Origin of the sequence: Kribbella sp. CA-293567 (assembly GCF_027627575.1) — a bacterium.
Taxonomy (GTDB): Bacteria; Actinomycetota; Actinomycetes; order Propionibacteriales; family Kribbellaceae; genus Kribbella.
In genome coordinates this window covers 960353-985229 of record NZ_CP114065.1, presented here as the reverse complement: position 1 = coordinate 985229, position 24877 = coordinate 960353, and the positions used below count along the sequence as shown (strand labels likewise).

Genomic DNA, 24877 nt, shown 5'->3' with positions numbered 1-24877 from the left:
GGTGGGCAGTCCCTGCACAGGGCTCGGAAACTGATTCGGTGGGGCAGTTCGCACCCGACCACCGTAGTGGCCGTGCCCGAACTGCCCCACCTAGGTACCGGACCCCCATCGACTACGGGCTCCTGCCCGCAGCCGCTAGCCCAGCACCAGCGAGGCGCCGCTAGCGGACAGCGCCTCACCGATCGGTTGTGAGTAGGACTCGTTGGTCTGGCCGTGCTTGTCGAGGCACTGCCCACTGATCAGGGCCGCGCCGCTGGTGATTCCCTGCGCGTAGTCGCCGGTCAGGTTGGCGCCACCGGAGTCTCCGGACTCGACGCAGGCGGTGTGCTGGAAGAGACCGCGGACGACCTTGTTGCTGCCGTAGTTCACGGTCACGTTGCGCGCCACGATCCGGCCACAGGACCAGCCGGTGCTCTTGCCGGACTTGCACAGCTCGGCCCCGACCATCGCGTCGGCGGCGCCGCGGATCTGGACGTCGTCCGCGCCCCAGCGCTCGACCCGGCCCTGCTGGTCCCAGCCCTCGATCACGCTGACGGTGCCGAAGTCGTTGCCGGGGAAGCTCGAGCTGCGGGTGTTGCCGATGATGTAGCCGTTGCGGGAGAACGACGGCTTTCCCGCCGTACAGTGCCCCGCGGTCAGGAAGATCCGGCCGCCGTCGCTGGTCTGGGCGTTGAACCCGAGCGAGCAGGTGAAGCCGGTGTTCTTGTCGACCTGGTAGCCGCCGAGCAGACCGAACTGCTCGTCGGTGGTGGTGGCCGTGCCGGCCGACCGGCGCAGCGTCACCTTGCCGCCGTTGGCCAGCGCCTTGCGCAGGAACCGCTGGGTGAGCACGTCGTGGGAGCCCCGGGGAGCGGTGACCACGACGGTGCCGGAGATGGGATCGACGTACCAGGACTTGACCCGGCCGGCGCTCGAACCGGTGGCGAGAGCGTCGAGCTCCGCCTGCACCGCGAGCAACTGCCTGGCGGTGTAGCGGACCAGTTGGGGAATCGCGCCGGCCTGCCGGACCAGGTCCGCGGTCGCCGCGTCGGAGACCGAGACCACCAGAGCGCCGGTGGCGTCCAGGTAGCTGCCGATCGCTCGTGACCCGAGCTGACCCTCCAGCATCTGCGCCTGGTCCTGGACCTGCAGCAGATTCTGCTCCGCGGTGGGGAGCTTGGTGGCTCCGACCGGGGCGTCGGCTTGCGCGCCGTTCGCCGCGATCAACCCGGCCGCCGTCAGTACGACGATTCCGGCCACTGCGGCGCCGACCCGAAAACGCCCTGACATACCGTCCTCCTCACGCCGGCGCCCCGCACCCGAGTCGGAACGCCACTACGGAACGTAGGCGATCGGACACGGAATGTCCATGGTTCACGGCTTCGGAAGTTCAACGAGCACGGACCCACCGGAGCTACGCGGTACGCCGAAAGCGGCCGCTGAGGCCCCGAGGATGGCTCAGCCGACGATCAGGCTCATCGCCTCGGCCCGGGTGACCGGGTTCCGGAGCTGACCGCGGACCGCGGAGGTGATCGTCTTGGCGCCCGGCTTGCGAACACCGCGCATCGTCATACAGAGGTGCTCGCACTGGATCACGACGATCACGCCACGCGGCTTGAGGATCTCCACCAGCGACTCGGCCACCTGGGTGGTCAGCCGCTCCTGCACCTGCGGCCGCTTGGCGTAGACGTCGACCAGCCGGGCCAGCTTGGACAACCCGGTGATCCGGCCGTCCGCCCCCGGGATGTAGCCGACGTGGGCCACCCCGGTGAACGGGACCAGATGGTGCTCGCAGATCGACCAGACCTCGATGTCCTTGACCAGGATCATCTCGTCGTGGCCGAGGTCGAACGTCGTACTCAGCACGTCCTCGGCGGTCTGCCCCAGCCCGGCCGCGATCTCGGCGTACGAGCGCGCGACCCGGGCCGGGGTCTCCTTCAGTCCTTCACGATCAGGGTCCTCGCCGATCGCGATCAGCAACTCCCGGACGGCGGCCTCGGCCCGAGCATGATCGAAGTTCGGCGATGTCATTTCGCCAACATAAGCGATGCCCCGGCATCCGTGAGGATTCCGGGGCATCGCCTTCAGCTGGGTGTCACTCCACCGGCGGGGTCGGGCCGCCGCCGTAGTTCGGGCCCTTGGCCGCCTCGTCCGGTCCGATCGATCCACCGGGGATGACGTCCTGCAGCGAGCCGTTCTGCTCACCGCGCGGCAGCGGCATCACCGGCGGCTGCTCGGACGGGATCCGGGTCGAGGACCCGGTCCAGGCCGGCCGCAGCTCGCGCTTCTGGATCGGCGTGAAGATCTCCGCGATCTCCCCCTTGTCCAGGGTCTCCTTCTCCAGCAGCTCCTCGACCAGGTGGTCCAGCACCGCCCGGTTGTCGGCCAGGATGTCGAAGGCCTCCTGGTGCGCGTTCAGGATCAGCTTGCCGACCTCCTCGTCGACCGCCGCGGCGATCTCCTCGGAGTAGTTGCGCTGGCTGCCCAGGTCGCGCCCCAGGAACGGCTCACCGGAGTCCGAGCCGAACTTGATCGCGCCGAGCCGCTCGGTCATTCCGTACTGCGTGACCATCGCGCGGGCCAGCGCGGTGGCCTTCTCGATGTCGTTGCTGGCACCGGTGGTCGGGTCGTGGAAGACCATCTCCTCGGCGGCGCGGCCACCGAGCATGTAGGCCAGCTTGTCGAGCATCTCCGAGCGGGTGGTGGAGTACTTGTCCTCGTCCGGCAGCACCATCGTGTAGCCCAGCGCGCGACCACGCGGCAGGATCGTCACCTTGTGCACCGGGTCGGAGTGCGGCAGCGCCGCGGCGACCAGGGCGTGCCCGCCCTCGTGGTACGCGGTCAGCACCTTCTCCTTGTCCGACATCAGCCGGGTCCGGCGCTGCGGGCCGGCGATCACGCGGTCGATCGCCTCGTCCAGGGCGTACTTGTCGATCTGGTTCTTGTTCAGCCGGGCGGTCAGCAGGGCCGCCTCGTTCAGCACGTTGGCCAGGTCGGCGCCGGTGAAGCCCGGCGTCCGGCGGGCGACGGCGGTCAGGTCCACGTCCTCGGCCATCGGCTTGCCCCGGGCGTGCACCTTCAGGATCTTGTCGCGGCCCGGCAGGTCCGGCGCGTCGACCGGGATCTGCCGGTCGAACCGGCCCGGGCGCAGCAGCGCCGGGTCGAGCACGTCGGGACGGTTGGTCGCGGCGATCAGGATCACGCCGCCGCGGACGTCGAAGCCGTCCATCTCGACCAGCAGCTGGTTCAGCGTCTGCTCGCGCTCGTCGTGGCCACCGCCCAGGCCCGCACCACGGTGCCGGCCGACGGCGTCGATCTCGTCGATGAAGATGATCGCGGGCGCGTTGGTCTTGGCCTGCTCGAACAGGTCGCGGACCCGGGAGGCACCGACACCGACGAACATCTCGACGAAGTCCGAACCGGAGATCGAGTAGAACGGCACGCCGGCCTCACCGGCGACCGCGCGGGCCAGCAGCGTCTTGCCGGTACCGGGCTGGCCGTAGAGCAGGACGCCCTTGGGGATCTTCGCCCCGACCGCCTGGAACTTGCCCGGCTCCTGCAGGAACTCCTTGATCTCGCCCAGTTCCTCGATCGCCTCGTCGGCACCGGCCACGTCCGCGAAGGTGGTCTTCGGGGTGTCCTTGGTGACCAGCTTGGCCTTGGACTTGGCGAAACTCATCACCCGCGAGCCGCCGCCCTGCATCGAGTTCATCAGGAAGATGAAGACGACCGCGATCAGCAGGAACGGGATCAGCGTCGAGAAGACCTGGCCGATGAAGCTCGGCTTGGGGTTCTCCACGTCGTACTTCTCGATCTTGCCGTCGGTGAAGAGCTTCTGGAGGTCGCCGCCGAGGGAGTTGCCCTGGCCGTCCACCCAGTGCGCCCGCACCTTGGTGCCGTCGGTCTTCTCGATCCGGATCTCCTGATCCGGGTCGATCAGCGTGACGGTCTTGATCGACTTGTCGCTCGAGGAGGTGGCCTGCGAGATCAGCTGCACCACCTTGCCGGTGGGCTCGGTCTTGTACCCGGACGAGCCGGTCAGGAGCTGCCCGATGATCAGCACGCCCACGAAGGCCATGAGGATCCAGAAAATAGGTCCGCGGAAGAAGCGCTTCACGTCCATGATCAGGGCTGGCGCCCCGTCCCTCCTAGCTCAGCAGGCCCCGGAAACGGGCTTGTGACGGTAATACCAGTCCAAGTGTCTCGTGTCGGGCAAGCGTGCCCACCACGAGGGTCACCGAACGGTGGTACGGCCCTGTCTACAGCCCGTCACCAAGTCCCTGACAGGTCAGCCCACCGGAGGCCGGGAAGCAGGTCAGGAGTACACGTGCGGGGCGAGCGTCGCCACGCAGCGCAGGTTGCGGTACTTCTCCGCGTAGTCGAGGCCGTAGCCGACCACGAACTCGTCCGGCAGCTCGAGCCCGACGTACTTGACCGGGACCGCCATCTTGGCCGCGTCCGGCTTGCGGAACGCGGTGCAGATCTCGACCGAGGCCGGCTGCCGCGACTGCAGGTTGCTGACCAGCCAGGTCAGCGTCAGGCCGGTGTCGATGATGTCCTCGACGATCAGCACGTGCCGGTTGGTGATGTCGGTGTCCAGGTCCTTCTGGATCCGCACCACCCCGGAGGACTTGGTGCCGGAGCCGTAGGAGGAGACCGCCATCCAGTCCATCTCGACGTGCCGGCTGAACGAGCGGGCCAGGTCGGCCATCACCATCACGGCGCCCCGCAGGACGCCGACGATCAGCAGGTCCTTGCCCTCGTAGTCCTGCTCGATCCGCAGCGCCAGCTCCTTCAGCTTCGCCTGGATCTGCTCCTCGGTGAAGTGAATCTGGGCCAGGTCCTTCTCGATGTCCGACGCGTCCACGGTGTCAGCCTGTCACACCCGTCGCGAAGATCAGGAATCCGCCCCGCCTGGTCGCCCGGATCCCTTGCGGGAGGTCGATCCAGCGCTGACCGCGCCAGTCGGTGACGAGAGCATCCACGGCCCCGACGTGGCCGGCGGTGAGGTCGTTGGCGCGGCAACCAGCTTCCAGCGCCGCCTGACGCAGTACTCGGGTCCTGAGCGCGGCGGGCTCCCCCTGCAGTACTGCGACGTCGCACAGCACCTCTGTCTTGTCGTGGTGAACGGCCGTCTCCGCCAGGTCGGCAGCCAGTACGTCGAGCGCGTCCGCGTCGGCGCGCAGCAGTCCCGCAGTACGGGCCAGGGCTTCGGTCACGCCCGGCCCGAGCGCCTCCTCAAGAAGCGGCAGCACCTCGTGCCGCACCCGGACTCGCCGGTACTTCGGATCGTCGTTGTGCGGGTCGTGCCACGGGCGCAGACCGGACGCGATACACGCGGCGGCCGTCGCACTGCGTGGGACCTCCAGCAGCGGGCGTCGGAGCAGTCCCGCCTCCGGTGCCATCCCGGCAAGCGAGCGCGCGCCCGAACCTCTGGCCAAGCCCAGCAGCACCGTCTCGGCCTGGTCGTCGCGTGTGTGCGCCAGCAGGACGACGTCTGCTCCCAGTTCGTCGGCCGCCAGCCGCAGGGCGTCGTACCGGGCGGTCCTGGCGGCACCCTCCGGTCCGCCGTCGGTCCCGACTTCCACTGCTCGCACCTGGACCGGCTCGAGCCCCAGGCCCCGACACTGCTCTGCCGCCGTCTCAGCGGTCTCGGCAGAGTCCACCTGGAGCCCGTGGTCGACGACCACGGCCCCAGCCGTCAGCCTGAGCTTCGGCGCCTCGAAAGCTGTCGCCGCAGCCAGCGCCAGAGAGTCTGCTCCGCCGGAGCAGGCAACCAGCACAGTGGTCCCCCGAGGCAGGTCGACCAAGGCAGCCCGAGTCGCCTCCCGCACCTTGGCAACGGCCGGGTGCAACCGAGGCCGCCCGACCGTCCGCTCGCCGACCGCGGACTCGCCCTGAGTTTCGGCGGCGCTTCCGAGCACTCCGCCTTCCGTACCTTCAGCCGTGGAGTCTGGTGATCCAGGCATCAGGATTGGCGATCTCGTTCTTGGTGGGGAGGGTGTTCGGGCCGGTCCAGACCCGGTTGAAGCCCTCCATCCCGACCCGGTCGACGACCCGGCGGACGAAGGCGGCTCCGTCCTGGTACTGCCGCATTTTCGCGTCCAGCCCGAGCAGCTTCTTCAGCAGCTGGTCGACCGGGTTGCCACCGGTGCGGCGGGAGGTGAACTTGGACCGGATCGTCTCGACCGTCGGGATCACGCTCGGTCCGACCCCGTCCATCACGAAGTCCGCGTGGCCTTCCAGCAGCGACATCACCGCGGTCAGCCGGTCCAGCACCGCCCGCTGCTCCGGCGACTGCATCAGGTCGACCAGGCTCAGCTCGGCCTCGCCCTTCACCGACCGTCCGAGCCGCTGCACCGCCTCCCGGAACATCGCCGCGTACGCCGACGCGTCCAGCTCCGCCTGGTCCAGGAACAGCGAGATCTCCTGCCGCAGGTGATCCCGCAGCCACGGTACGGCGGTGAACTGGACCCGGTGGGTCTCCTCGTGCAGGCACACCCACAGCCGGAAGTCCCGCGGTACGACACCCAGCTCGGACTCCACGTGCATGACGTTCGGCGCGACCAGCAGCAGCCGCCCGGTCAGGTCGGGGCGAGCCGGGTCGGGCTCCGACGGATAGAACGGATCGAACTGACCCAGCACCCGGGAGGAAAGGAAGGCCAGCAGCGCACCCGCCTCGATCGCGGTGACGCGGGAGCCGACAGCGGACGACAGGCCGCCGGTCCGCTCCTGCTTCTCGCGCAGCTTGTCGGCCAGCGGACGCAGTACCGTCCGGAAGCCGTCGGCGTTGGCCTGCACCCAGCCAGGACGGTCCACGATCACCACCGGAGCGGTGGCGGAGGTCGCCTGCAACCCGGTGAAGTCCCGCACGTGGTGCTCGGAGTCCGCGGCGAACTGCCGCAGTTCGGCGACCACTCGGTCCGCCTCGGCGCGACTGACCGCCGGGCCGGGCCGGAGCAGCTTGCGAGCCACCCCTGTCGCCAGCTGCCAGTCGACCATGTCAGCCGCGGTATTACCTTCAGCCGTACTCATACATCGACCCTAGTGGCATGTTCCAACATGCGCCTTCACTGCGCCCTAGATACGCGCCGTCAGCAGCCGCAGGCAGCCAGGGCTGCTGTTGCGCGGTCGAGTGCGGCTCGGGCGTCCAGCGCCTTGGGTGCCGGGGAGCTGTCTGTACCTATGGCGAAGACCAGGAGCGTCCCCGACTTGGTCCGGGCGAAGCCGGCCAGCGAGTGGACGTTGGTGAGGGTGCCTGTCTTGGCACGGACCATCCCGGTTCCACCTGCGGTCCCGGGACCGGCGAAACGCTGCCGCAGGCTCCCGTTGAACCCGGCGACCGGCAGACCCGTCAGCAGGTGCCGCAACTGCGGCTTGTCCTCGGCGGTCGCCACCCGGACTGCCCCGGCCAGTACGTCGAGCGGAACCAGGTTGGTGCGCGACAGGCCACTGCCGTCCTCGAACCGCGCCTTGCTGACGTCCAGGCCGAGCTTGGTGAGCGTGACGCGCAGCCCGGCCAGGCCGCCGGTGTAGGAGCCACCGTTCTTGGTGGCCAGCCCGACATGCCGCAGCAGTACCTCGGCACCGTCGTTGTCGCTGTGCAGGTTCACGTACTCGACGAGATCACCGAGTGTCGCCGAGTCCACCTGAGCGATGGCCTCCACGCCTGCCGGCGCCTTGACGGCCTTCCCGACGGTCGCCTTGATCCCCAGCGTCTGCAGCTGGGTCGCGAAGGCGGTGGCAGCAGCCAGCGCCGGGGAGTCGGCTCGCTTGGCCATCCCTGGCGACACTCGTCCCTCATTCACCCAAAGCGCCGACGTCCGGGCAGCGATGCCCTCAGTGAGGTAGTTCGGCTCCCACTTGGGGTTGGCGGCCGGGCCGGTGAACAGAGTCGCGTCGTACCCGACCGTGACCCTGACCACGCCCGCGGCACGCAGCGCCTTCGCAGTACTGGCGGCCAGGTCCTGCAGCGAAGCGCGAGCCGGGAAGTCCAGCGGGTCCATCGGTCGCTTGGTGACCAGCAGCGGGTCGCCGCCGCCGACCAGGACGAGCGAGTTGCCTGAGCGGACGACCTTCGTCGCGAACCGGTGCTCCGGGCCGAGTGCCTCCAGCGCGGAGACGGTGGTGAGCAGCTTCATGGTCGACGCCGGGATGTACGGCTTCGCGGTACCGACGGAGAAGACCGGCTTGCCGCGGGAGGCGTCGTACACGTAGACACCGAAGTGTTTCCCGAGCGACGGGTCGGCCAGCGCAGCCGCCAGAGCCTTCTGTACTCCGGCGGCGGTCGGTGCGACACCCTCTGTCTCGGCCGGCTCGAGCACGGCCGGCGCCTTCGCCGTACCGGCTGGTGCCAGCGGCGAAGCGGACACCGCCTGTGGGCTGCTGACCAGTCCGGCAAGTACTGCGGCAGTCACCAGCGTGACGAACGCCGCACGCGGAGGACGAGCCACCTGGCTTCTCCTGTCATCTCATCGGTCGGAACCGTGACAGTATCTGCCGTATGGAGTTCGACGTCTTCATCGAGATCCCCAAGGGCACCCGCAACAAGTACGAGCTGGACCACAAGACGAACCGGTTGCGCCTCGACCGGACCTTGTTCACGGCCACTCAGTACCCCTCCGACTACGGGTTCATCGAGGACACCCTCGGTCAGGACGGTGATCCGCTGGACGCCCTGGTGCTGCTCAGCGAGCCGACCTTCCCCGGCTGCCTGATCAAGGCCCGGGCGATCGGCATGTTCCGGATGACCGACGAGAAGGGGCCGGACGACAAGGTCCTCTGCGTCCCGGCCGGTGACCCGCGGCAGGAGCACCTGCGCGACATCCACCACGTGCCGGAGTTCGACCGGCTGGAGATCCAGCACTTCTTCGAGGTCTACAAGGACCTGGAGCCGGGCAAGTCGGTCGAAGGGGCCAGCTGGGTCGGCCGCGCCGACGCCGAGGCCGAGGTCACCGCTTCCTTCCAGCGCCTGAAGACCGAGGGCCACTGAACCACCGGGGTCGTTGCAGCTAGCTGCAACACCCCTCCCGTTCACTCCCGGCGCGCAGTAAGTTGCCCTCCGTCAGGTCCGCCCGACGGAAGGTTTCTTCATCATGCGCAGGCAGCGAACGACCAGCAGGCAGCAGTCCCCCGGAGCCGGCTCGACCGGCCGGCGACGACTGGCGACAGGCGGAGCCGCCTTGATGCTCCTGGCTGGACTCGCCACTCCCGCCGCCGGTGCCATCGCGGCGCCGGCAGCCACCGGCCCGGCCTCCCCCAGCACGCCGCGCACGATCACCTGGGCGCCGTGCGAAGAGGTGCCCGCCATCCAGTGCGGCAAGCTCACCTTGCCCGTGGACTGGCGCAAGCCGGGCGGCGCGACCTTCGAGCTGGCCCTGGCCAAGCGGCCGGCCGACGAGCCCGCAGCCAGTAAGGGGCCGCTGTTCATCAACCCCGGCGGCCCGGGTGGCTCCGGCGTCAACATGACCTTCACCGCGGGCACCCTCTTCAGCCCGGAGATCCGCCGGACGTTCGACATCATCGGTATCGACCCGCGAGGCGTCGCCCGCAGCCACCCGGTGGTCTGTTCGGCTGAAGCCTTCGCCCGGCCGGGTGAGACCGTGCTGCCGCGGACCAAGGCGGAGTACACGGCGCTGGTGAGGTTCAACCGGCAACTCGCCGCCGACTGCCGGCAGCACACCGGCCCGCTGTACGACCACGTCGACTCCGTCTCGGTGGCCCGCGACGTCGACGCCGTCCGGGCCGCGATCGGTGCCGACAAGCTCAGCTGGTACGGCGCGTCGTACGGCACGCTGATGGGCCAGATGTACGCCGAGCTCTTCCCGCACCGGATCCGCTCGATGGTCAACGACGGCAACATGGACCACAGCCTCGGCACCTGGCGGTTCCTGCTCAGCGAGAGCAGCTTCGCCGAGGACTCGTTCCAGCAGTTCGTCACCTGGTGCGGCAAGAGCGCCAACTGCGCGCTGCACGGCCAGGACGTGCCCAAGGTGTACGCCGAGCTCCTGGCGAAGGCCGATGCGGGCACCCTGGTCGACCCGGCCGACGGCACCAAGCTCAGCACCTGGGACCTGCTCGACATCACCCAGTTCTTCTTCAGCCGCCCTCGCTGGGTGCAGCTCGGCGAGCTGCTCAGCTCCCTGCACACCGGTACGCCGTCAGCCGCCGTGCGCACCGCCCGTGCGGACCTCGCCGCGACCCTGCAGGCCGTAGTACCGGCCGCTGAGCGCAGTGCTGCCGCTGTCGAACTGGTGGAAGACGTCCGGCCGCAGTTCTGCCAGGACTGGTCGCTGCCGGTCCGTGGCTTCCAGGAGCTCAACGCCCTCTACGGCGCCAGCCTGAAGGTGGCCCCGAACATGCGGACCTCCGTGCTCGCCCTGCAGTCGATGACCCAGTGCATCGGCTGGCCGGGCAAGGTGAACAACCCGCAGCACAAGCTCGACGTGAAGGGCGCACCGACCATCCTCATGATGAACGGCCTCCACGACCCCGCCACCGGCTACTCCTGGGCGGTCAACGCCAGGCGGCAGCTCGGCAACGCCGTACTGGTCACCTATGAGGGCTCCGGCCACGTCACCTACTCCCGCACAGCCTGTACACGTGCGGCAGTGGACAACTACTTCCTCGACCTGACAGTGCCGGCCGCAGGGACTCGTTGCGCCGCCAACGACCCGGCACTGGCTCCCTCCGCCCGCACTCAGGAATCGCCCGAGCTGACCAGCCGCTGGTAGGCGGCTGCTACCAGCCGATCAGCGAGTACGACGTCGGCGCCCGATCCGCGATGGTGTCCAGGTCGACCGGCCTGGACACCACGTACGGCGTACTGGGTGGTTCGGCGGTGTCGGCCGCGGCGACCTCCGTCGCGGAGGTACGGCGCCGACAGGTCATCAAGGACATCGCGGAGGCGAGCATCGCCTTGCTGCGCAAAGGTTTCACCACTGGAACCGTCCTGCACGCCGACGGCGGATTCGGCTGGTCTGGTCGCTCACGAGCTGGACTGCCTCACGCAGTACTGCCTGACGCTGTACCCGGCCGTAATCGCCGGCCCTGGAATCAGGGCCGGCCGAAGAAGTCCGGCTCCTCCCAGTAGTAGACACTGTCGATCGTCACCGGCCGGCCGGCCCGCGGCGCGTGCACCATCCGGCCACCGCCGAGGTACATCGCGACGTGGAAGATCGAGCCCGGGTCGGCACTGCGCTCGGACCAGAAGATCAGGTCACCGGGCCGCAGTTCGTCTGCCGAGATGCGCTTGGTCTGCTCGTACTGCGCGACGCTGTAGTGCGGCAACCGAACGCCGGCCCGCTTCCACGCGGCCATCGTCAGACCGGAGCAGTCCCAGGAGTTCGGTCCCGCCGCCGCCCAGAGGTAGGGGTCGCCCAGCTGAGCGAGGGCGAAGTCGACAGCGGCTCGGGCGCCGCGCGAGTTGCGCCCGGAGCCACCATCGTCCTTCTTGCCGTCACCCTTCTTGCCGGGCTTGTGCTTCTTCGGCGGTTTCTTGCTGTCGTTCTGGTCGTTCCGGTCCTCGTTGCGCTCTTCGCGGGCCTTCCGGGCAGCCTCCGCCCGCGCCTGACGGGCTGCCGCGACCCGAGCTTCCCGGGCGGCCTCGGCGGCCTCGGCCGCCTCCCGCGCGGCGATCCGTTTGCGCAGTTCCTCCGCCTTCTTCGCCGCCAGCGCGGCGGCCCGCTGCCGGGCGAGTTCCTCGAGCCCACGCTGCCGCTGGTCGGCCACCTGGACCGACGTGTTGCGCAGCGTGGCGAGCTGAGCGATCTGTTGCTTGCGCTGGGCACCGATCGCCGCGACGGCCGCCCGCTGCTCGCCCTCGGCAGCTTCAGCGGCCTTCTTGGCCTTGGCTGCCTCGTCGGTCGCGGCCTTCACCTTGGTGACTGCCGAGTCCTTCTGCAGCTTGAACGCGTTGGTGACCACCTGACTTGCCGTGTACCGCAGGTAGGAGCCCTGCATCGCCTGCGACACCGAACGGGCCGCGCCGGCGGAGTCGAGCAGCTGCTGCGGACCGTCCGCGGTGAACAGCGGTCCGATCGTGGCGAGATCACCACCACCCTGGTACGACGCTGCCGCGAACCGGCCGATCTGCTGCCGCTGGACGATCAGCGCCTTCTCGGCCCGGTCCGCGCGGTCGCTGGCAGCCTTGGCTTCGGCCTGCGCCTGCTGGAGCCGGTAGATCGCGCCGTTGTAGATCTCCCCGGCCTTCGCCGACTGGCGCCCGAGCTGCTCGAGCTTCGCCCCGGCGCCGGCCAGCTGCTGCTCGATGGCGGTCACCTGTGCGGCCTTCGCGGCGGCGGCCTTCCTGGCGGCGTCGACGGTGGACTGCGACGGAACGACCGGCGGCTGGGGGTCGGCCTGGGCCGGTACCGCGATCAGACCCATGGTGCCGATCAAAGAGACCGCGAGCACCCCTGAAGCCAATGGACGCATCGGGTTCTTCCTTCCGCCAGTCATGAACCCCTTCCCCAGGGTTCATGTCCTTTTGGTCCAGCTGGACCACATACGTGACACTAGTTGCCTACAGCCCCATTGGGAACACCTATCCCACGAATAACTTTGTTGCACCTGCGTGTCGGCTTGACAAACTACAAGCTTGTAATTCGCGCGCGACAAAATCGGCGCCCACCCTTGCCGGGTGGACGCCGATCGGTACCGCGGGTGAGTTCTACCGAAGGTTGTAGGTGGCAACGACCGGCAGATGGTCGGACCCGTTGGTGGTGATCACCGCGGACGACAGCGGCTCGATCTTCTGCCGGGTGTGCAGCAGGTAGTCGATCCGGGCCGCCGGGTTCTCCGTCGGGCTCGAGTACCCCGGTCCGGTGCCGACGTCGGCCCAGGTGTCGCGCCAGACCTTGGTCAGGGTGGCGATCTCCGGCGCGTTCGGCCGGGCGTTGAGGTCGCCGACCACGAAGGTCGGCAGCTTCGAGTCGTCCAGCAACTCGACCACCTTCTTCGCCTGCTCGAGCCGCTCGGCGTTGTTGTTCGACGTCAGATGCGTGTTGGCGAACCGCAGGTAGACGCCACGGATCTTGATCGCCGCCACTGACAGCCCGCGCTGCTCACCGGTCGGGTAGAGCGGCAGCAGCGTGTTCTCGAAGTCCTTGATCGGGCTCTTCGACAGCACCGCCGTGCCGTACTGCCGGCGCGGCTCCCCCGGTTTCAGCGGCGGCAGGTCGAGGTTCGCCGCGTAGGCGTAGTGCATCTTCAGCCGGGCGGCCAACCAGGCCGGCTGATCGACCCAGTTGCTGCGCTGGCTCCAGTGCTTGTCGACCTCCTGCAGCCCGACCAGGTCGGCCCCGGAGTTCTCGATCACCTTGGCGATCCGCTCGAGATCCAGTACGCCGTCCGTCCCGGCGCCGTGGTGGATGTTGTAGGTCAGCACCTTCAGCGGCTGACCGGGCCGGTCCGGCCGGTCGTCACCGCGTGCGCTGGCGGCGGCCGCCGTCGGCAGCACCATCAGCAGCCCCGCGAACGTGACCAGCAACCTGGGAGGAAGTCTTCGCATGTCCTCATCCTGACCGTAGACAGGCGACACCCGCGCGACCTGCGGGTGTCGCCGAACGGAATTACCGGGTGACAGCCAGTCGCGCGACCGCGCCCTTCGGTCCCGACGCCCAGCAGCCGGCCTTGAAGCCGAACCCGGCGCACTCGACGCTGTCGTAGTTGCCGTCGTCGAACTGCTTCCAGCTGCGTCCGCCGTCCAGGCTCACGTCGCTGCCGGTCGGGCCGACGGCGAGGACCGTCTTGACCGACCACGGCACGAAGGCGGAGCCGCTGCGGTACTTCTTCGGCGCCTTGTCCGCCGGCACCAGCTTCCAGGTCCGGCCACCGTCGGACGTGTACGACGCACCCCTCACCGCGTCACCCGTGGTCGCGAAGTCACCACCGACCGCCACTCCGTGCAACTGTCCGCGGAAGCTCAGGCTGAAGATGCCGGCCGCCTCGCCACTGGCCATCGGGGAGTCGCTCACCTTCCAGCTGCGCCCGCCGTCCACCGTCCGGAAGACCCGCGGCCGGTCACCGCCACCGGTCGCGAACCACGCCGACCGGCCGGCGCCGGCCACCAGGCAGGTCCCGCTCGCCGCGAAGGCGAACTCCCCGGGCAGCGCGGCCGGCATCCCCTTCGTCGCCTGCACCTTCCACGACTTGCCGCCATCCGCGGTGGCGGCGATCCGGAACTTCCCGTCCACCGGGTCGCTCAGCGCCAGCCCGTGCCGCGAGTCGTTGAAGTCGAGGCAGTCGTAGAACGCAGCGGGATCGGTGTTCCGGAACGACTCGGCCCACGTTCTGCCACCGTCCGCGGTCCGGTAGATCCGCGAGTCCTCCCCCGGCCCGATCGCCAGGATCACCGCGCGCTTCGCGTCGAACGCCTCGACGTCGCGGAACAGCAGCGTCTGCCCCGGCGGGCTGACGTTCTGCCATTTCCTGCCGCCGTCGAGGGTGCGCAACACCTGGCCGTTGCTTCCCGCAACCCAGGCCACGTCCTTGTTCACCGCGGCCAGACCGCGGAACTGCGACGTACTCCCGGTCGGCTTCACTTCCCACTGGTACTTCGGTACGTGCTGCCCGGCCGCCTGCGCCGGGACGAGCTGGGACGTGGCGAGCAGTACTCCGGCCGCGAGCGCCGCGATGCGCAGGGCCAACAAGTTAGAGGGCATGTGCGGCAACGTAATACAGAAGGCACCCCCTTGCCGAGACTTCTGAGCACTGTCACTCTGAGCATCCATTTCCTAGGGAGCCGCCCATGAACGACTCCGTGCTCACCTCGGTCCTGCTGCCGGTCGCGCTGGCGATCATCATGCTCGGACTCGGGCTGACACTGACCATCGCCGACTTCACCCGGGTACTGCGGATGCCGCGCGCCGTCCTGGTTGCGCTCGGCACCCAGATCCTGTTGCTGCCGGCCATCTGTTTCGGCCTGGTGAAGCTGTTCGATCTGGCCCCCGCGCTGGCGGTCGGGATGATGCTGCTGGCCGCCTCCCCCGGTGGCACCACCGCGAACCTCTTCAGTCACCTGGCCGGCGGCGACGTCGCCCTCAACGTGACGCTGACCGCGGTCAACTCGGTGATCGCGGTGATCACCCTGCCGATCGTGGTCAACCTGTCGCTGAACCACTTCCTCGGCGACGGCCAGATCGGCTTGCAACCGGCCAAGATGCTGCAGGTCTTCGCGATCGTGCTGATCCCGGTCGGGCTGGGAATGCTGCTGCGCAACAAGAAACCGGACTTCGCGCACGCGATGGCGCGCCCGGTGAAACTCGGCTCGATCCTGGTCCTGGTGCTGGTGATCTTCGCCGCGATCTACACCGAGCGCGCCAACTTCCTCGACTACCTCGCCGCCGTCGGCGTGGTCGCCGTCCTGCTGAACATCCTCAGCCTCGCCTTCGGGTACGCCGTACCGAAGCTGGCCCGGCTCGGTGAGCGCCAGTCCATCGCGTGCTCGATGGAGATCGGCATCCACAACGCCACCCTGGCGCTCACCATCGCACTGAGCCCGTCCCTGCTGAACAACAGCGAGATGTCCATCCCGGTCGCCGTCTACGGCATCGTGATGTTCATCCCCACCGCCGCCTTCGCCTTCTACCTCAGCCGGCGAGCCGGAACGACTGCGTAGCGGAGTTGTTGCAGGTCAGCTGGACCAGTTGGGTGCTGTCGGCGGTGGAGCCGCCGGGGACGGTCAGGCACTTGCCGCTCAGGCGGCTGACGAAGTGGAAGTAGCCGCTGCCTTCGGAGACCGCCTGCCACTGCTGGTTGGCGCCGCCGCCGTAGGCCCACAGGTGCAGGCCGGCGTTGTCGGCCTGCGAGACACCCGACACGTCGACCACCTTGCTGGCGTCGTTCCGGTTGTTGATCCGGGTGAAGCCGTCCGAGGTCGGCTGGAACTGGAACTGCTGGGCCTGCGAGCTGTTACAGCTGTACTGCTGGACGACCGTGCCGTTCGCCGTACCGGCGGCGCGGGCGTCCACGCACTTGCCGTTGCCCTTGTTCGCGACCGTGTACCACTTGCTCGCGTCCGGCTGGTCGACCGGCGGGACGGTGGTGCCGCCACCGCCGAGCCACTTCAGGGCGTCCATCACGAACTGGTTCTGGGCCGGGCTGTCGAAGGTCGACGAGGTCCGGGTGTTGGTCTCGTAGTTCATCGCGTTGTGGCCGAAGTTGGCGTAGATCGCCTTGTAGTTCTTGTTCGCCCAGATGATCGGGTAGTAGCCGCTGGTCCAGCGCTGCGACGTACCGACCGGGAAGCTGGACGGGTCGATCGAGGCCAGCACCTGGATGTCGGGATTGTTGCGCAGGTCGTTCTGCCAGCTGTACCACTCGCTGACGGCCGACCGGAAGGTCGCACCCGTGTTCACCAGGGACGGGTGCGTGCGGTTCTCGGTCCGCAGCGTGGTCGCGGTCGGCAGCCAGGTGTTGGTGCTGAACCGGCCGGTGCCGAGCAGGGTGTTGTTGAACCACGGCCAGCCACCGCTGGCGTCGTTGTAGTTGGCGACGTGGAAGCCGAGGAAGCCGCCGCCGCTCTCGACGTAGCGCTGGAACCCCGCGCGCTGCGCCGCACTGTGCGGCGAGTCGTCCAGGAACAGCACCACCTGGGCGTCGTTCCTGGTCAGGCTGTTCAGCCGGTCCCAGTTGTTCGTCTGCTCGTAGGTGAAGCCGTGCTGGGCGCCGAACGCGGGGAACCGCTCCCTGGCCTCCTTCTGGAAGTCGATGTGCGCGGCATCGAAACTGCCGCTGTAGAAGGCGAGCACCTTGAAGGTGGCGGCGGCCTGGCCGGCTTGGAGGTCTCGGGCGAACGCACTGCCTGAAGTCAGCGTCAGGCAGGCGATCAGCGCCAGGGCGAGCAGTCGGACGATGGAGTTTCTGCGGACCATTTGCATGGGGGCGGGTCCTTCCGTGGGCGCGGGGGCGCGCTAATTCAGGGCTTAAATTAACCCACGATGTAACCCCGGTAAAGACTTCAGCAAGCCCTTTCCGAAAGTCTCTCAGCTTTGCCGAGCCTCGAACTCGGTCTGCCCCAGCACCGCCAGCAGTGCCAGCTTCTCGGCGCTCTCGGAGCCTGGAGTCGCCGTGAAGACCAGCAACGTCTGCTGTTGCTGCTGGTCGTCGAGGAGCTGGCAGTGGAACTCCAGGTTGCCGACTACCGGGTGCACAAATCGTTTGGTGCCCAGATGCCTGATGCCGACCTCGTGCGCGTCCCACAGCCGCCTGAACTCCGCGCTCCCGTCCAGCAGGGCCCGCACGATGGTGCCGGCCCGGGACTTGTCGCCGTCGGTGGCGTAGACGGAGCGCAGGCCGGAGACCAGGACGCGGCTGTGGTTGGCGCGGACCTCGTCGTCGGCGTACCGGTCGCGTTCGCCCTCGGTCAGGAACCAGCGGTAGACGCCACTGCGCTCGAGCCCTTCGAAGTTCGTCAGCTCACCTTCGAACGCGACGTCGACCGCGGTCTGCAGCAAGGTCTCGCCGAGCCGGTTCATCACCTGGGCAGGGGTGTCGACCAGCCGGTCCATGATCCGCAGCAGCCCGGGATTCACGTGGTCGTTGCCGCCCGAGCGCGGCGGTACGCCGTGACCGGCCAGCAGATAGAGGTGGTCCCGCTCGTCCAGCGTCAGGCGCAGCGCACGGGCGATCGCGGCGAGCAGCTCCGTCGACGGCTGCGGACCACGACCGCCCTCGAGCCGGCTGTAGTAGTCGGTCGACATCACGGCGAGCGCGGCGACCTCCTCGCGCCGCAGGCCCGGCGTACGGCGACGGCGGCCGCGCGGCAGGCCGAGATCCTCGGGCTGCAACGCCTCGCGACGCTTGCGGAGGAAGTCCGACAGGTCCCGATAGTCCATAGACCCATTGTTCAGCAGTCCCGGACGTTAGCCACTGCTCGCCGAGCAGTGGCTGAGCCGGGCCTGGTTGCCGACGGCGCACCGGCCGATGCTGGAACCATGAAAACCACAGGCAACACGATCTTCGTCACCGGCGGTACTTCGGGTCTCGGGCTCGGGCTGGCTCTCAAGTTCCATGCCCTGGGCAACAAAGTCGTGATCGGCGGCCGGCGCCGGGAACTGCTCGACCAGCTGGCCGGCGAGCATCCCGGTCTCGGCACCGTCGTCCTCGACGTCGACGATCCGAAGTCGATCCAGGCGGCGTACGACGAGGTGACCGCGCGGTACCCGGACCTGAACGCGGTGCTGACGATGTCCGGCATCATGCGCCCCGAGAACCTGCTCGATCCCGGTCACGTCGCGATCGCCGAGGCGACCGTCACCACGAACCTGCTCGGCACGATCCGTACCGTCGCGACCTTCACGCCGTACCTGGTGGCGAAACCCGGCGCGACGATCCTGACGGTCTCCTCGGGGCTCGCCTTCGTCCCGCTCGTGGTCACCCCGACGTACAACGCCACCAAGGCTGCCATCCACAGCTACACCCAGAGCCTGCGGCTCCAGCTGGCCGAGGTCGGCATCCAGGTGATCGAGGTGATCCCTCCCGCCGTCCAGACCACGCTGATGGGGCAGCAGGACGACGAGCGCGCGATGCCTGTCGAGGAGTACCTGACCGAGACGATGAGCATCCTCACCGACCAGCCGGAGGTCACCGAGGTGACCGTCCGGCGGGTCGGCTTCCTTCGCGACGCCGAACGCGAAGGTCGCTATCAGGAGACCGTCCAGGCGCTCAACGGCCACTGACGCTCAGTCGGACAGGGCCTGCTCGATCCGCTCGACCTTGGCGGCGAGCTGACCGGTGTAGCCGGGCCGGATGTCGGCCTTCAGCACCAGACCGACCCGGGGCGAGACGGCGGCGACAGCCTCGACGGCCTGTTTCACCACCGCCATCACCTCGTCCCACTCCCCCTCGAGGTTCGTGAACATGGCGTTGGTCTCGTTCGGCAGACCGGAGGCGCGAACGACGCGGATCGCCTCGGCGACCGCCTCGCTCACGCCACCGGTCTCGTCTCCCGCGGCGGGGCTGATACTGAAGGCAACGATCATCGGTCCAGTGTGCCGTCGAGCTTGCCGGCCGCTTCCTCGTGGGCCCGGCGTTCGGCGCCGGAGGTGGTCTGCAGCGGCTTCTCCTTGATGAACACCACGGCGACCAGGGCCAGCACCGCGAACGGCACCGACATCATGAACAGCTCGGCCGTCGCCGCGCCGTACGCGTTCTCGACCACGACCCGAGCCTGCTCCGGCAGCTCCGCGAGGTTCGGTACGGCGTTGCTGCCGCCGGACGATTCGCCGCCCGGATTCAGCGTCTCGGTGACCTTGCCGGCCAGCATCGCACCGAGCACGCTGACCCCGATGGTGCCGCCCATACTGCGGAAGAAGCTGACCGCCGAGGTGGCCGCGCCCAGCTCCCGGGCCGGTACGTCGTTCTGCGCGGCCAGCACCAGGTTCTGCATCACCAGACCGATGCCGACACCGAGCACGACCATGAACGCCCACAACTGGTACTTCGAAGTGTGCGCGTCGATCGTGCCGAACAGCGCGAGTCCGATCGGCAGCAGCACGCTGCCGATGACCAGGTAGATCTTCCACTTGCCGTACTTCGTGATCAGCCCACCCGCGACGGTCGAGGCGACCATCATGCCGAGGATCATCGGCAGGCTCATCAGGCCGGCCTTGGTCGGCGAGTAGCCCTGCGCGATCTGGAAGTACTGCGCCAGGAACACCGACCCGCCGAACATCGCCACCCCGACCAGTGCGCTGGCCACGATCGACAGCGTCACCGTCCGGTTGCGGAACAGGTCCATCGGGATGATCGGCTCGGGGTGCCGGCGCTCGACCAGCACCGCGGCGAGCAGCGCGACCAGCGCCGCGCCGACCAGCAGGAAGCTCCAGCCGGAGGCCCACTCGAACCTGCTGCCGGCGAAGGACGACCAGACCAGCAGGGTGCTGACCCCGGCGGTGATCAGGAACGCTCCCCACCAGTCGATCTTCACGTCACGGCGGACGGTCGGCAGCTTCAGCGTGCGCTGCAGCAGCACGATCGCCGCCAGCACGAACGGCACGCCGACCAGGAAGCAGGCCCGCCAGCCCAGCGGCGAGTCGACCAGGAAGCCACCCAGCAACGGTCCACCGACGGTTGCCGAGGCGAAGATCGCGCCGAAGATGCCGGAGTACCGGCCGAGCTCACGCGGCGGGATGATCGCCGCCATCACGATCTGCACCAGCGCGGTCAGACCGCCGGCACCGAGGCCTTGCAGCACCCGGCTGCCCAGCAGTACCTCGATGTTCGGCGCGAAGCCGGCCACCAGTGAGCCGATCACGAAGAAGCCCAGCGACAGCTGGACCAGCAGCTTGTTGTTGTAGAGGTCCGCGAGCTTGCCCCACAGCGGCACGGTGGCGGTCATCGCGAGCAGCTCGAGCGTGACGACCCAGGTGTACGACGACTGGCTCGCGTTCAGGTCGCTGATGATCCGCGGCAACGCGGTCGACACCACGGTGCCGGCCAGGATGGCCACGAACATGCCCATCATCAGGCCGGAGATCGCCTGGACGGTCTGCCGCGGCGTCAGCTGCGCGATCGGCTCGGCGACGGCGTCGGTGGCGATGACGTCCGCCCCGACCGGGCCGGCCGGATCGGCCGGGTTCGGTGAGGGCGAAGAGGTCGTTGTCATGCTTGACCTTCCTGGTCGGAACTGGTGTCTGTGGTCGGACCGGCCGGCAGGAGGCCGGCCGGGTCGTAGGCGGGATCGATGCCGTCGGCCAGCTGCCGGAACGCATCGTCGACGAGGTCGCGCAGCGTGCGGTCGGCGCCGTACTTGCGCTGCTGCACCGCGGTCCGCACGGCCAGCGTGGCCGTGCCGACGATCAACGCGGGCCGGACGGAAGCAGCGGGCTCACCCATCCGCTCGGCCAGCGCGACGGCGAGCAGCCGCTCGTCCTCGGCGCCGAGCTGGACGAACTGCGACAGCAGTGCCGGTGAGCGCATGATCAGCTCGATCCGCTGGGCGATCGAGCTCTTCCGGTCGTCGACGCCGTCGAGATCGTCGAGCGCCTTGGCCATCACCAGCCGCATCACGGTCAGCGGTGAGAGCCCGGCCGGCGCCTCCCGGACCCGGCGCAGCGCGTGCTCGGTCTCCTCCGGATCGCGGCCCAGGATCGCGTGCTCCTTGTGCGGGAAGTAGTTGAAGAAGGTGCGGACCGAGACGTCGGCGGCCTCGCTGATCTCCTCGACCGTCACCTCGTCCGGGCCCTTCTGCACCGCCAGCCGGAGCGCGGCGGCGATCAGCGCCGCCCGCGTCTCCTGCTTCTTGCGCTCGCGCCGCCCCGGCGGTGCAGCCACGTCGTCCTCGATCCTCATCACGACTCCACGGTAACGAAACTTGCAGTGAGTGCAACTTGTTATCGATGCAACTTTGCAGTCCTGCAGAACCTTCCGTGACTCTGATCACTCGGACTGCTACTCCACGCGGTCGAACCGCTACGGTGCGTCGATGCGCCTTTCCGAGACCAATCCGTCCGTTATGTCCCGCCGCCGGTTCGCCGGCCTGACCGCGTTCACTTCCGCAGCCGCCCTTGGCCTCACCCAGATCAGCAGTGATCGCGCCGCCACCGCCGCACTGCGGAGTTCATCGGCGAAGCGTGACTTCGTCCCCGCCGTCGTGATCGGCACCGGCTACGGCGCCGCCGTCACGGCCCTGCGCCTGGGCGAGGCCGGTATCACCACGACGATGCTGGAGATGGGGCAACTGTGGAACAAGCCCGGCAAGGACGGCAAGATCTTCTGCTCCACCACCAGCCCTGACTCCCGCTCGATGTGGTTCCACCGCAGGACGAAGGCTCCGCTCGACACCTTCCTGTGGCTCGACGTGGTCAACCGCGACATCGGTACGCCGTACGCCGGAGTGCTCGACCGGATCGACTTCCCCAACATGGGCGTGTACGTCGGTCGCGGCGTCGGCGGCGGCTCCCTGGTCAACGGGGGGATGGCCCCGACCCCCCGCCGCTCGTACTTCGAGCAGGTGCTGCCGCAGGTCGACGCCGACCAGATGTACCGGCGCTACTTCCCACTGGCGAACCGGATGCTAGGCGTCAACACGATCGACCCGCGCTACCTGGAGAAGACTCCGGTGTACCGCTACGCGCGGGTGTCCCGCCGGCACGCGCACCAGGCCGGATTCAAGACGACGGTGATCCCGAACGTCTACGACTTCCGTTACCTGCAACGCGAAGAGCGCCGCGAGGTGCCCCGGTCCGCACTTGCGGGCGAGGTCATCTACGGCAACAACCACGGCAAGCGAAGCCTCGACAAGACCTACCTGGCCGACGCGGTCGGCACCGGCAAGGTGACCATCCAGACCCTCACCCGGGTCACCGCGATCCACCAGGACCGCTCCGGCTACGTGCTCACGCTCGAACAGATCGATGCCTTTGGCAAGGTTCTGCGGCGCCGCGAACTCGGCTGCCGTCACCTCTTCCTCGGCGCCGGCAGCATCGGCACCACCGAACTGTTGCTCCGGGCCCGCGAAACAGACACCCTCCCCCAGCTCCCCGCCGCGATCGGCACCGGCTGGGGAACCAACGGCAACGTGATGACGTCTCGCGCCAACCACCTCTGGGACCCGACCGGCCTGCTCCAGTCGACCATTCCGACCCTTGCCATCGACAACTGGAACGACCCGGTCCACCCGGCCTTCGCGGAGATCGCACCGCTGCCGGTCGGCCTGGAAACCTGGGCCAGCCTCTACCTGGCGATCACGGTCAACCCCGAACGCGGCCGCTTCACCTACAACCCGCGCACCGACCGCGCCGATCTCCGGTGGGGCGCGAAGCAGAGCAATCCGTCCATCAGGTCCGCCCGGGCGCTGTTCGACCGGATCAACCGCGTCACCGGTACGACGTACCGGCGGGACCTGTTCGGCGGAAACCGCGAGTTCGCGGCGGACTTCTGCTACCACCCGCTCGGCGGCTGCGTCCTGGGCCAGGCGACCGACGACTACGGCCGGGTGCGCGGCTACCAGAACCTCTACGTGACCGACGGATCGCTGATCCCGGGCTCGCTCGGGGTCAACCCGTTCGTCAGCATCACAGCACTCGCCGAACGCAACATCGCCCGGGTGATCGCCACCGACCTGCGCCGCTGACCGAACCCGTCACCCAGCGTGGAGTGCGACGGCGACCTCAGGCGCCGGCCAGGTTGGCGATCACTCGGTCGGAGAGATCGCAGAAGGTCTCCAGTTCTGCCGCAGAAAGCTCGCCGAACCAGCCGGCGACCGCGGCGAAGTCGCCGTCGTCCCGCTGCCTCCAGTACTCCGCGCTCCGCTCTGTTGCCGACAGCAACTTACGGCGCCGGTCGGCCGGATCGGGCTCGACCTGCAGCAACTCCTTGCGCACCAGGGCGGCGACGATCTGTGCGACGTTCTGGTGGGTGCTGCCCAGCACGGCGGCGGCCTCGGCCAGCGAAGGCTTGCCGAGCGCCGTCACCACGGTGATCAACGCGGCCTGCTGAGTGGTCAGACCGTCGACCCGAAGGCGCTCGTCCATCGCGTAGCGCAGCTTCTGGGCCAGCGTCAGCGCGGTCCGGAACGCCCGCACCGAAGGGGTGAGGCGCGAGCCGGCGCCGAGTCCGAGAAGCTCTCCGGTCTTGTTCTCCGCTGACATAGGCAATATATTACCTATTATCGTCCAAGGGGGCAAGAACCGTGATCTGCTTACTGCCGCACTGCGCCTATCTGTCCGAGACCTCCCGGATGCTGGAGATCCATCGCGCCCTGACCGCCCTCGGCATCCCTGTCCGCGTCGCAACCCACGGCGGGCCGCACGAGCGGCTCCTGGCCGGCATCCCGTACGACGTACTGGGCGCCGGCCTGTCGCCGGACAGAGCAGCGCGTCTCGTCCGCTCGGCGATCGGACTCGGCGATCCGCGCGAGAGCATGTACGACGACGACGAGATCCGCTCCTACGTGCAGGCTGAAGCCGAGTACTTCCGCGCCCATGGCATCACCGTCGCGGTCACCGGTTTCACCCTGACGACCCTGCTCTCGTCGCGCCTGGCCGGAGTACGGCTGGTGACGGAGCACGCCGGAAGCTTCGTCCCACCGGTCTTCGAGCGCCGGCTGCTGCCGGCCCCGACCCGTCCGGTCGACCCACGCCTGAAGCACGCCCCCGGCTGGCTCAGCCGCTTCCTCATCAATCGGACCACGAACCGCACCACCGGGTACTGCGGCGGCTTCAACCGGGTGGCCGAGTCGCTCGGTACAGAAGGCATTCCCAGCCTTTCGGCGCTTCTCCTGGGCGACCTCTCCCTGGTGCCGGAGGTTCCCGAGGTCCTCGGAGTCCCGGCTGCCGATCTGGCTGCCTGGACGCCGCACGGCCGAGTCGGCTACCGCCCGAACTCGCGCCTGCGGGCGATCGGCCCACTCTTCGCCCACCTCGACCTCCCACTGCCCGCCCGGGTCCAGAAGTTCCTCGATCAGCCGGGGCCGATCCTTTACCTGGCGATGACCTCCACCCCGCCGGCGCGGATCCGCGAAGCCGTCACCGCTCTCAGCGCCCTCGACGCCCGCATCCTGGTCGCCGGCACGATCCACGACCTCGCTGACCTGGCCACCAGCCAGGTCATGATCGAAGGCACCCTCCCCAGCCACCTCGTCATGCCCCAAGTGGACCTGGCCGTCACCACCACCGGTCAAGGCAGCGTCCAAACGGCCATGGCGAGCGGCACCCCTCTGCTCGGCATCCCGCTCCACATCGAGCAGGACCTCAACGTCGCCCTGGTCGAGCGCCTGGGCGCCGCCCGCCACGCCACTCCGGTAGACGATCTCGCGGCCCTGGCCGCCCAGATGCTCGACACGCCTCGTTACCGCGAAGCCGCCGGCCGGATCCAGAACCTGTACGCCGCAGCCGACGGCCCAGCCGATGCCGCCGATGTCATCGCCAGACTCGAGCCGTCGAACCACGGCTGA

General features: G+C 68.6%; 23 protein-coding genes. 6 read left to right on the top strand and 17 right to left on the bottom strand.

Going from position 1 to position 24877, the window contains the following annotated elements:
• Positions 1-135: 135 nt before the first annotated feature.
• The 7 genes from OX958_RS04670 to dacB all read right to left on the bottom strand — a co-directional run bounded on the left by OX958_RS04670 (position 136) and on the right by dacB (position 8432).
• Positions 136-1269, bottom strand: coding sequence for a S1 family peptidase (locus OX958_RS04670; protein ID WP_270135918.1), 1134 nt, complete (start codon positions 1267-1269; stop codon positions 136-138).
• Positions 1270-1437: 168 nt separating this feature from the next.
• On the bottom strand, positions 1438-2010 hold the full coding sequence (gene folE / locus OX958_RS04665) for a GTP cyclohydrolase I FolE (protein WP_270135917.1): 573 nt from the start codon (positions 2008-2010) through the stop codon (positions 1438-1440).
• Positions 2011-2074: 64 nt separating this feature from the next.
• On the bottom strand, positions 2075-4105 hold the full coding sequence (gene ftsH, locus OX958_RS04660; protein ID WP_270138984.1) for an ATP-dependent zinc metalloprotease FtsH: 2031 nt from the start codon (positions 4103-4105) through the stop codon (positions 2075-2077).
• A gap of 189 nt (positions 4106-4294) precedes the next feature.
• Positions 4295-4846 (bottom strand): hypoxanthine phosphoribosyltransferase, encoded by a 552-nt coding sequence (hpt, locus tag OX958_RS04655; protein WP_270135916.1) that lies wholly within the window; start codon positions 4844-4846, stop codon positions 4295-4297.
• Positions 4847-4850: 4 nt separating this feature from the next.
• Positions 4851-5948, bottom strand: a complete 1098-nt coding sequence (tilS, locus tag OX958_RS04650) for a tRNA lysidine(34) synthetase TilS (protein WP_270135915.1) — start codon at positions 5946-5948, stop codon at positions 4851-4853.
• The gene (locus OX958_RS04645; RefSeq protein WP_270135914.1) at positions 5920-7014 is read right to left on the bottom strand and encodes a zinc-dependent metalloprotease; all 1095 of its coding nucleotides are present in this window, start codon (positions 7012-7014) and stop codon (positions 5920-5922) included. Before OX958_RS04645 ends, tilS begins: the two co-directional genes overlap by 29 nt.
• A gap of 59 nt (positions 7015-7073) precedes the next feature.
• Positions 7074-8432 carry a D-alanyl-D-alanine carboxypeptidase/D-alanyl-D-alanine endopeptidase gene (dacB, locus tag OX958_RS04640; protein WP_270135913.1) on the bottom strand — a complete coding sequence of 453 codons (1359 nt, stop codon included), beginning with the start codon at positions 8430-8432 and terminating at the stop codon, positions 7074-7076.
• A gap of 50 nt (positions 8433-8482) precedes the next feature.
• Here dacB and OX958_RS04635 point away from each other — a divergent pair, with 50 nt between their 5' ends.
• Complete coding sequence (locus OX958_RS04635; RefSeq protein ID WP_270135912.1) at positions 8483-8971, top strand: inorganic diphosphatase; 489 nt, start codon at positions 8483-8485, stop codon at positions 8969-8971.
• Positions 8972-9074: 103 nt separating this feature from the next.
• Entirely contained in the window at positions 9075-10712 is a 1638-nt protein-coding gene (locus OX958_RS04630) for an alpha/beta hydrolase (protein ID WP_270135911.1), read from the top strand.
• Positions 10713-10719: 7 nt separating this feature from the next.
• Here OX958_RS04630 and OX958_RS04625 read toward each other — a convergent pair whose 3' ends face one another.
• From OX958_RS04625 to OX958_RS04610, 4 genes are all read right to left on the bottom strand, one after another.
• The gene (locus tag OX958_RS04625) at positions 10720-10920 is read right to left on the bottom strand and encodes a hypothetical protein (RefSeq protein ID WP_270135910.1); all 201 of its coding nucleotides are present in this window, start codon (positions 10918-10920) and stop codon (positions 10720-10722) included.
• A 114-nt stretch (positions 10921-11034) separates the two neighbouring features.
• Complete coding sequence (locus OX958_RS04620; protein WP_270135909.1) at positions 11035-12438, bottom strand: C40 family peptidase; 1404 nt, start codon at positions 12436-12438, stop codon at positions 11035-11037.
• A 211-nt stretch (positions 12439-12649) separates the two neighbouring features.
• Positions 12650-13489 carry an endonuclease/exonuclease/phosphatase family protein gene (locus OX958_RS04615; RefSeq protein WP_270135908.1) on the bottom strand — a complete coding sequence of 280 codons (840 nt, stop codon included), beginning with the start codon at positions 13487-13489 and terminating at the stop codon, positions 12650-12652.
• 61 nt (positions 13490-13550) lie between these two features.
• Entirely contained in the window at positions 13551-14642 is a 1092-nt protein-coding gene (locus tag OX958_RS04610) for a WD40/YVTN/BNR-like repeat-containing protein (protein ID WP_270135907.1), read from the bottom strand.
• Between the two features lie 86 nt (positions 14643-14728).
• Between OX958_RS04610 and OX958_RS04605 the strand changes: the two genes are divergently transcribed.
• The gene (locus OX958_RS04605) at positions 14729-15598 is read left to right on the top strand and encodes a bile acid:sodium symporter family protein (RefSeq protein WP_270135906.1); all 870 of its coding nucleotides are present in this window, start codon (positions 14729-14731) and stop codon (positions 15596-15598) included.
• Here the strand turns inward: OX958_RS04605 and OX958_RS04600 are convergent.
• Positions 15570-16859 (bottom strand): RICIN domain-containing protein, encoded by a 1290-nt coding sequence (locus OX958_RS04600; RefSeq protein ID WP_270135905.1) that lies wholly within the window; start codon positions 16857-16859, stop codon positions 15570-15572. The genes OX958_RS04605 and OX958_RS04600 overlap by 29 nt on opposite strands.
• A gap of 105 nt (positions 16860-16964) precedes the next feature.
• The gene (locus OX958_RS04595) at positions 16965-17816 is read right to left on the bottom strand and encodes a helix-turn-helix transcriptional regulator (RefSeq protein WP_270135904.1); all 852 of its coding nucleotides are present in this window, start codon (positions 17814-17816) and stop codon (positions 16965-16967) included.
• Positions 17817-17915: 99 nt separating this feature from the next.
• Between OX958_RS04595 and OX958_RS04590 the strand changes: the two genes are divergently transcribed.
• Positions 17916-18659: an SDR family oxidoreductase gene (locus OX958_RS04590; RefSeq protein WP_270135903.1), complete on the top strand. Its 744-nt coding sequence runs from the start codon at positions 17916-17918 to the stop codon at positions 18657-18659.
• Between the two features lie 3 nt (positions 18660-18662).
• On the opposite strand, the gene OX958_RS04585 is transcribed toward OX958_RS04590, so the two are convergent.
• The 3 genes from OX958_RS04585 to OX958_RS04575 are packed head-to-tail and all read right to left on the bottom strand — an operon-like array spanning position 18663 to position 21273.
• Positions 18663-18962, bottom strand: coding sequence for a thiamine-binding protein (locus tag OX958_RS04585; protein WP_270135902.1), 300 nt, complete (start codon positions 18960-18962; stop codon positions 18663-18665).
• Complete coding sequence (locus tag OX958_RS04580) at positions 18959-20587, bottom strand: MDR family MFS transporter (protein WP_270135901.1); 1629 nt, start codon at positions 20585-20587, stop codon at positions 18959-18961. The genes OX958_RS04585 and OX958_RS04580 overlap by 4 nt, the downstream gene beginning before the upstream one ends.
• On the bottom strand, positions 20584-21273 hold the full coding sequence (locus tag OX958_RS04575; protein ID WP_270138983.1) for an acyl-CoA-like ligand-binding transcription factor: 690 nt from the start codon (positions 21271-21273) through the stop codon (positions 20584-20586). Before OX958_RS04575 ends, OX958_RS04580 begins: the two co-directional genes overlap by 4 nt.
• Positions 21274-21406: 133 nt before the next feature.
• Here OX958_RS04575 and OX958_RS04570 point away from each other — a divergent pair, with 133 nt between their 5' ends.
• Complete coding sequence (locus OX958_RS04570) at positions 21407-23056, top strand: GMC oxidoreductase (RefSeq protein WP_270135900.1); 1650 nt, start codon at positions 21407-21409, stop codon at positions 23054-23056.
• A 37-nt stretch (positions 23057-23093) separates the two neighbouring features.
• On the opposite strand, the gene OX958_RS04565 is transcribed toward OX958_RS04570, so the two are convergent.
• The gene (locus OX958_RS04565) at positions 23094-23573 is read right to left on the bottom strand and encodes a MarR family winged helix-turn-helix transcriptional regulator (protein ID WP_270135899.1); all 480 of its coding nucleotides are present in this window, start codon (positions 23571-23573) and stop codon (positions 23094-23096) included.
• Between the two features lie 41 nt (positions 23574-23614).
• Between OX958_RS04565 and OX958_RS04560 the strand changes: the two genes are divergently transcribed.
• A complete protein-coding gene (locus OX958_RS04560) occupies positions 23615-24877 on the top strand; it encodes a nucleotide disphospho-sugar-binding domain-containing protein (RefSeq protein ID WP_270135898.1) in 1263 nt (420 codons plus the stop codon).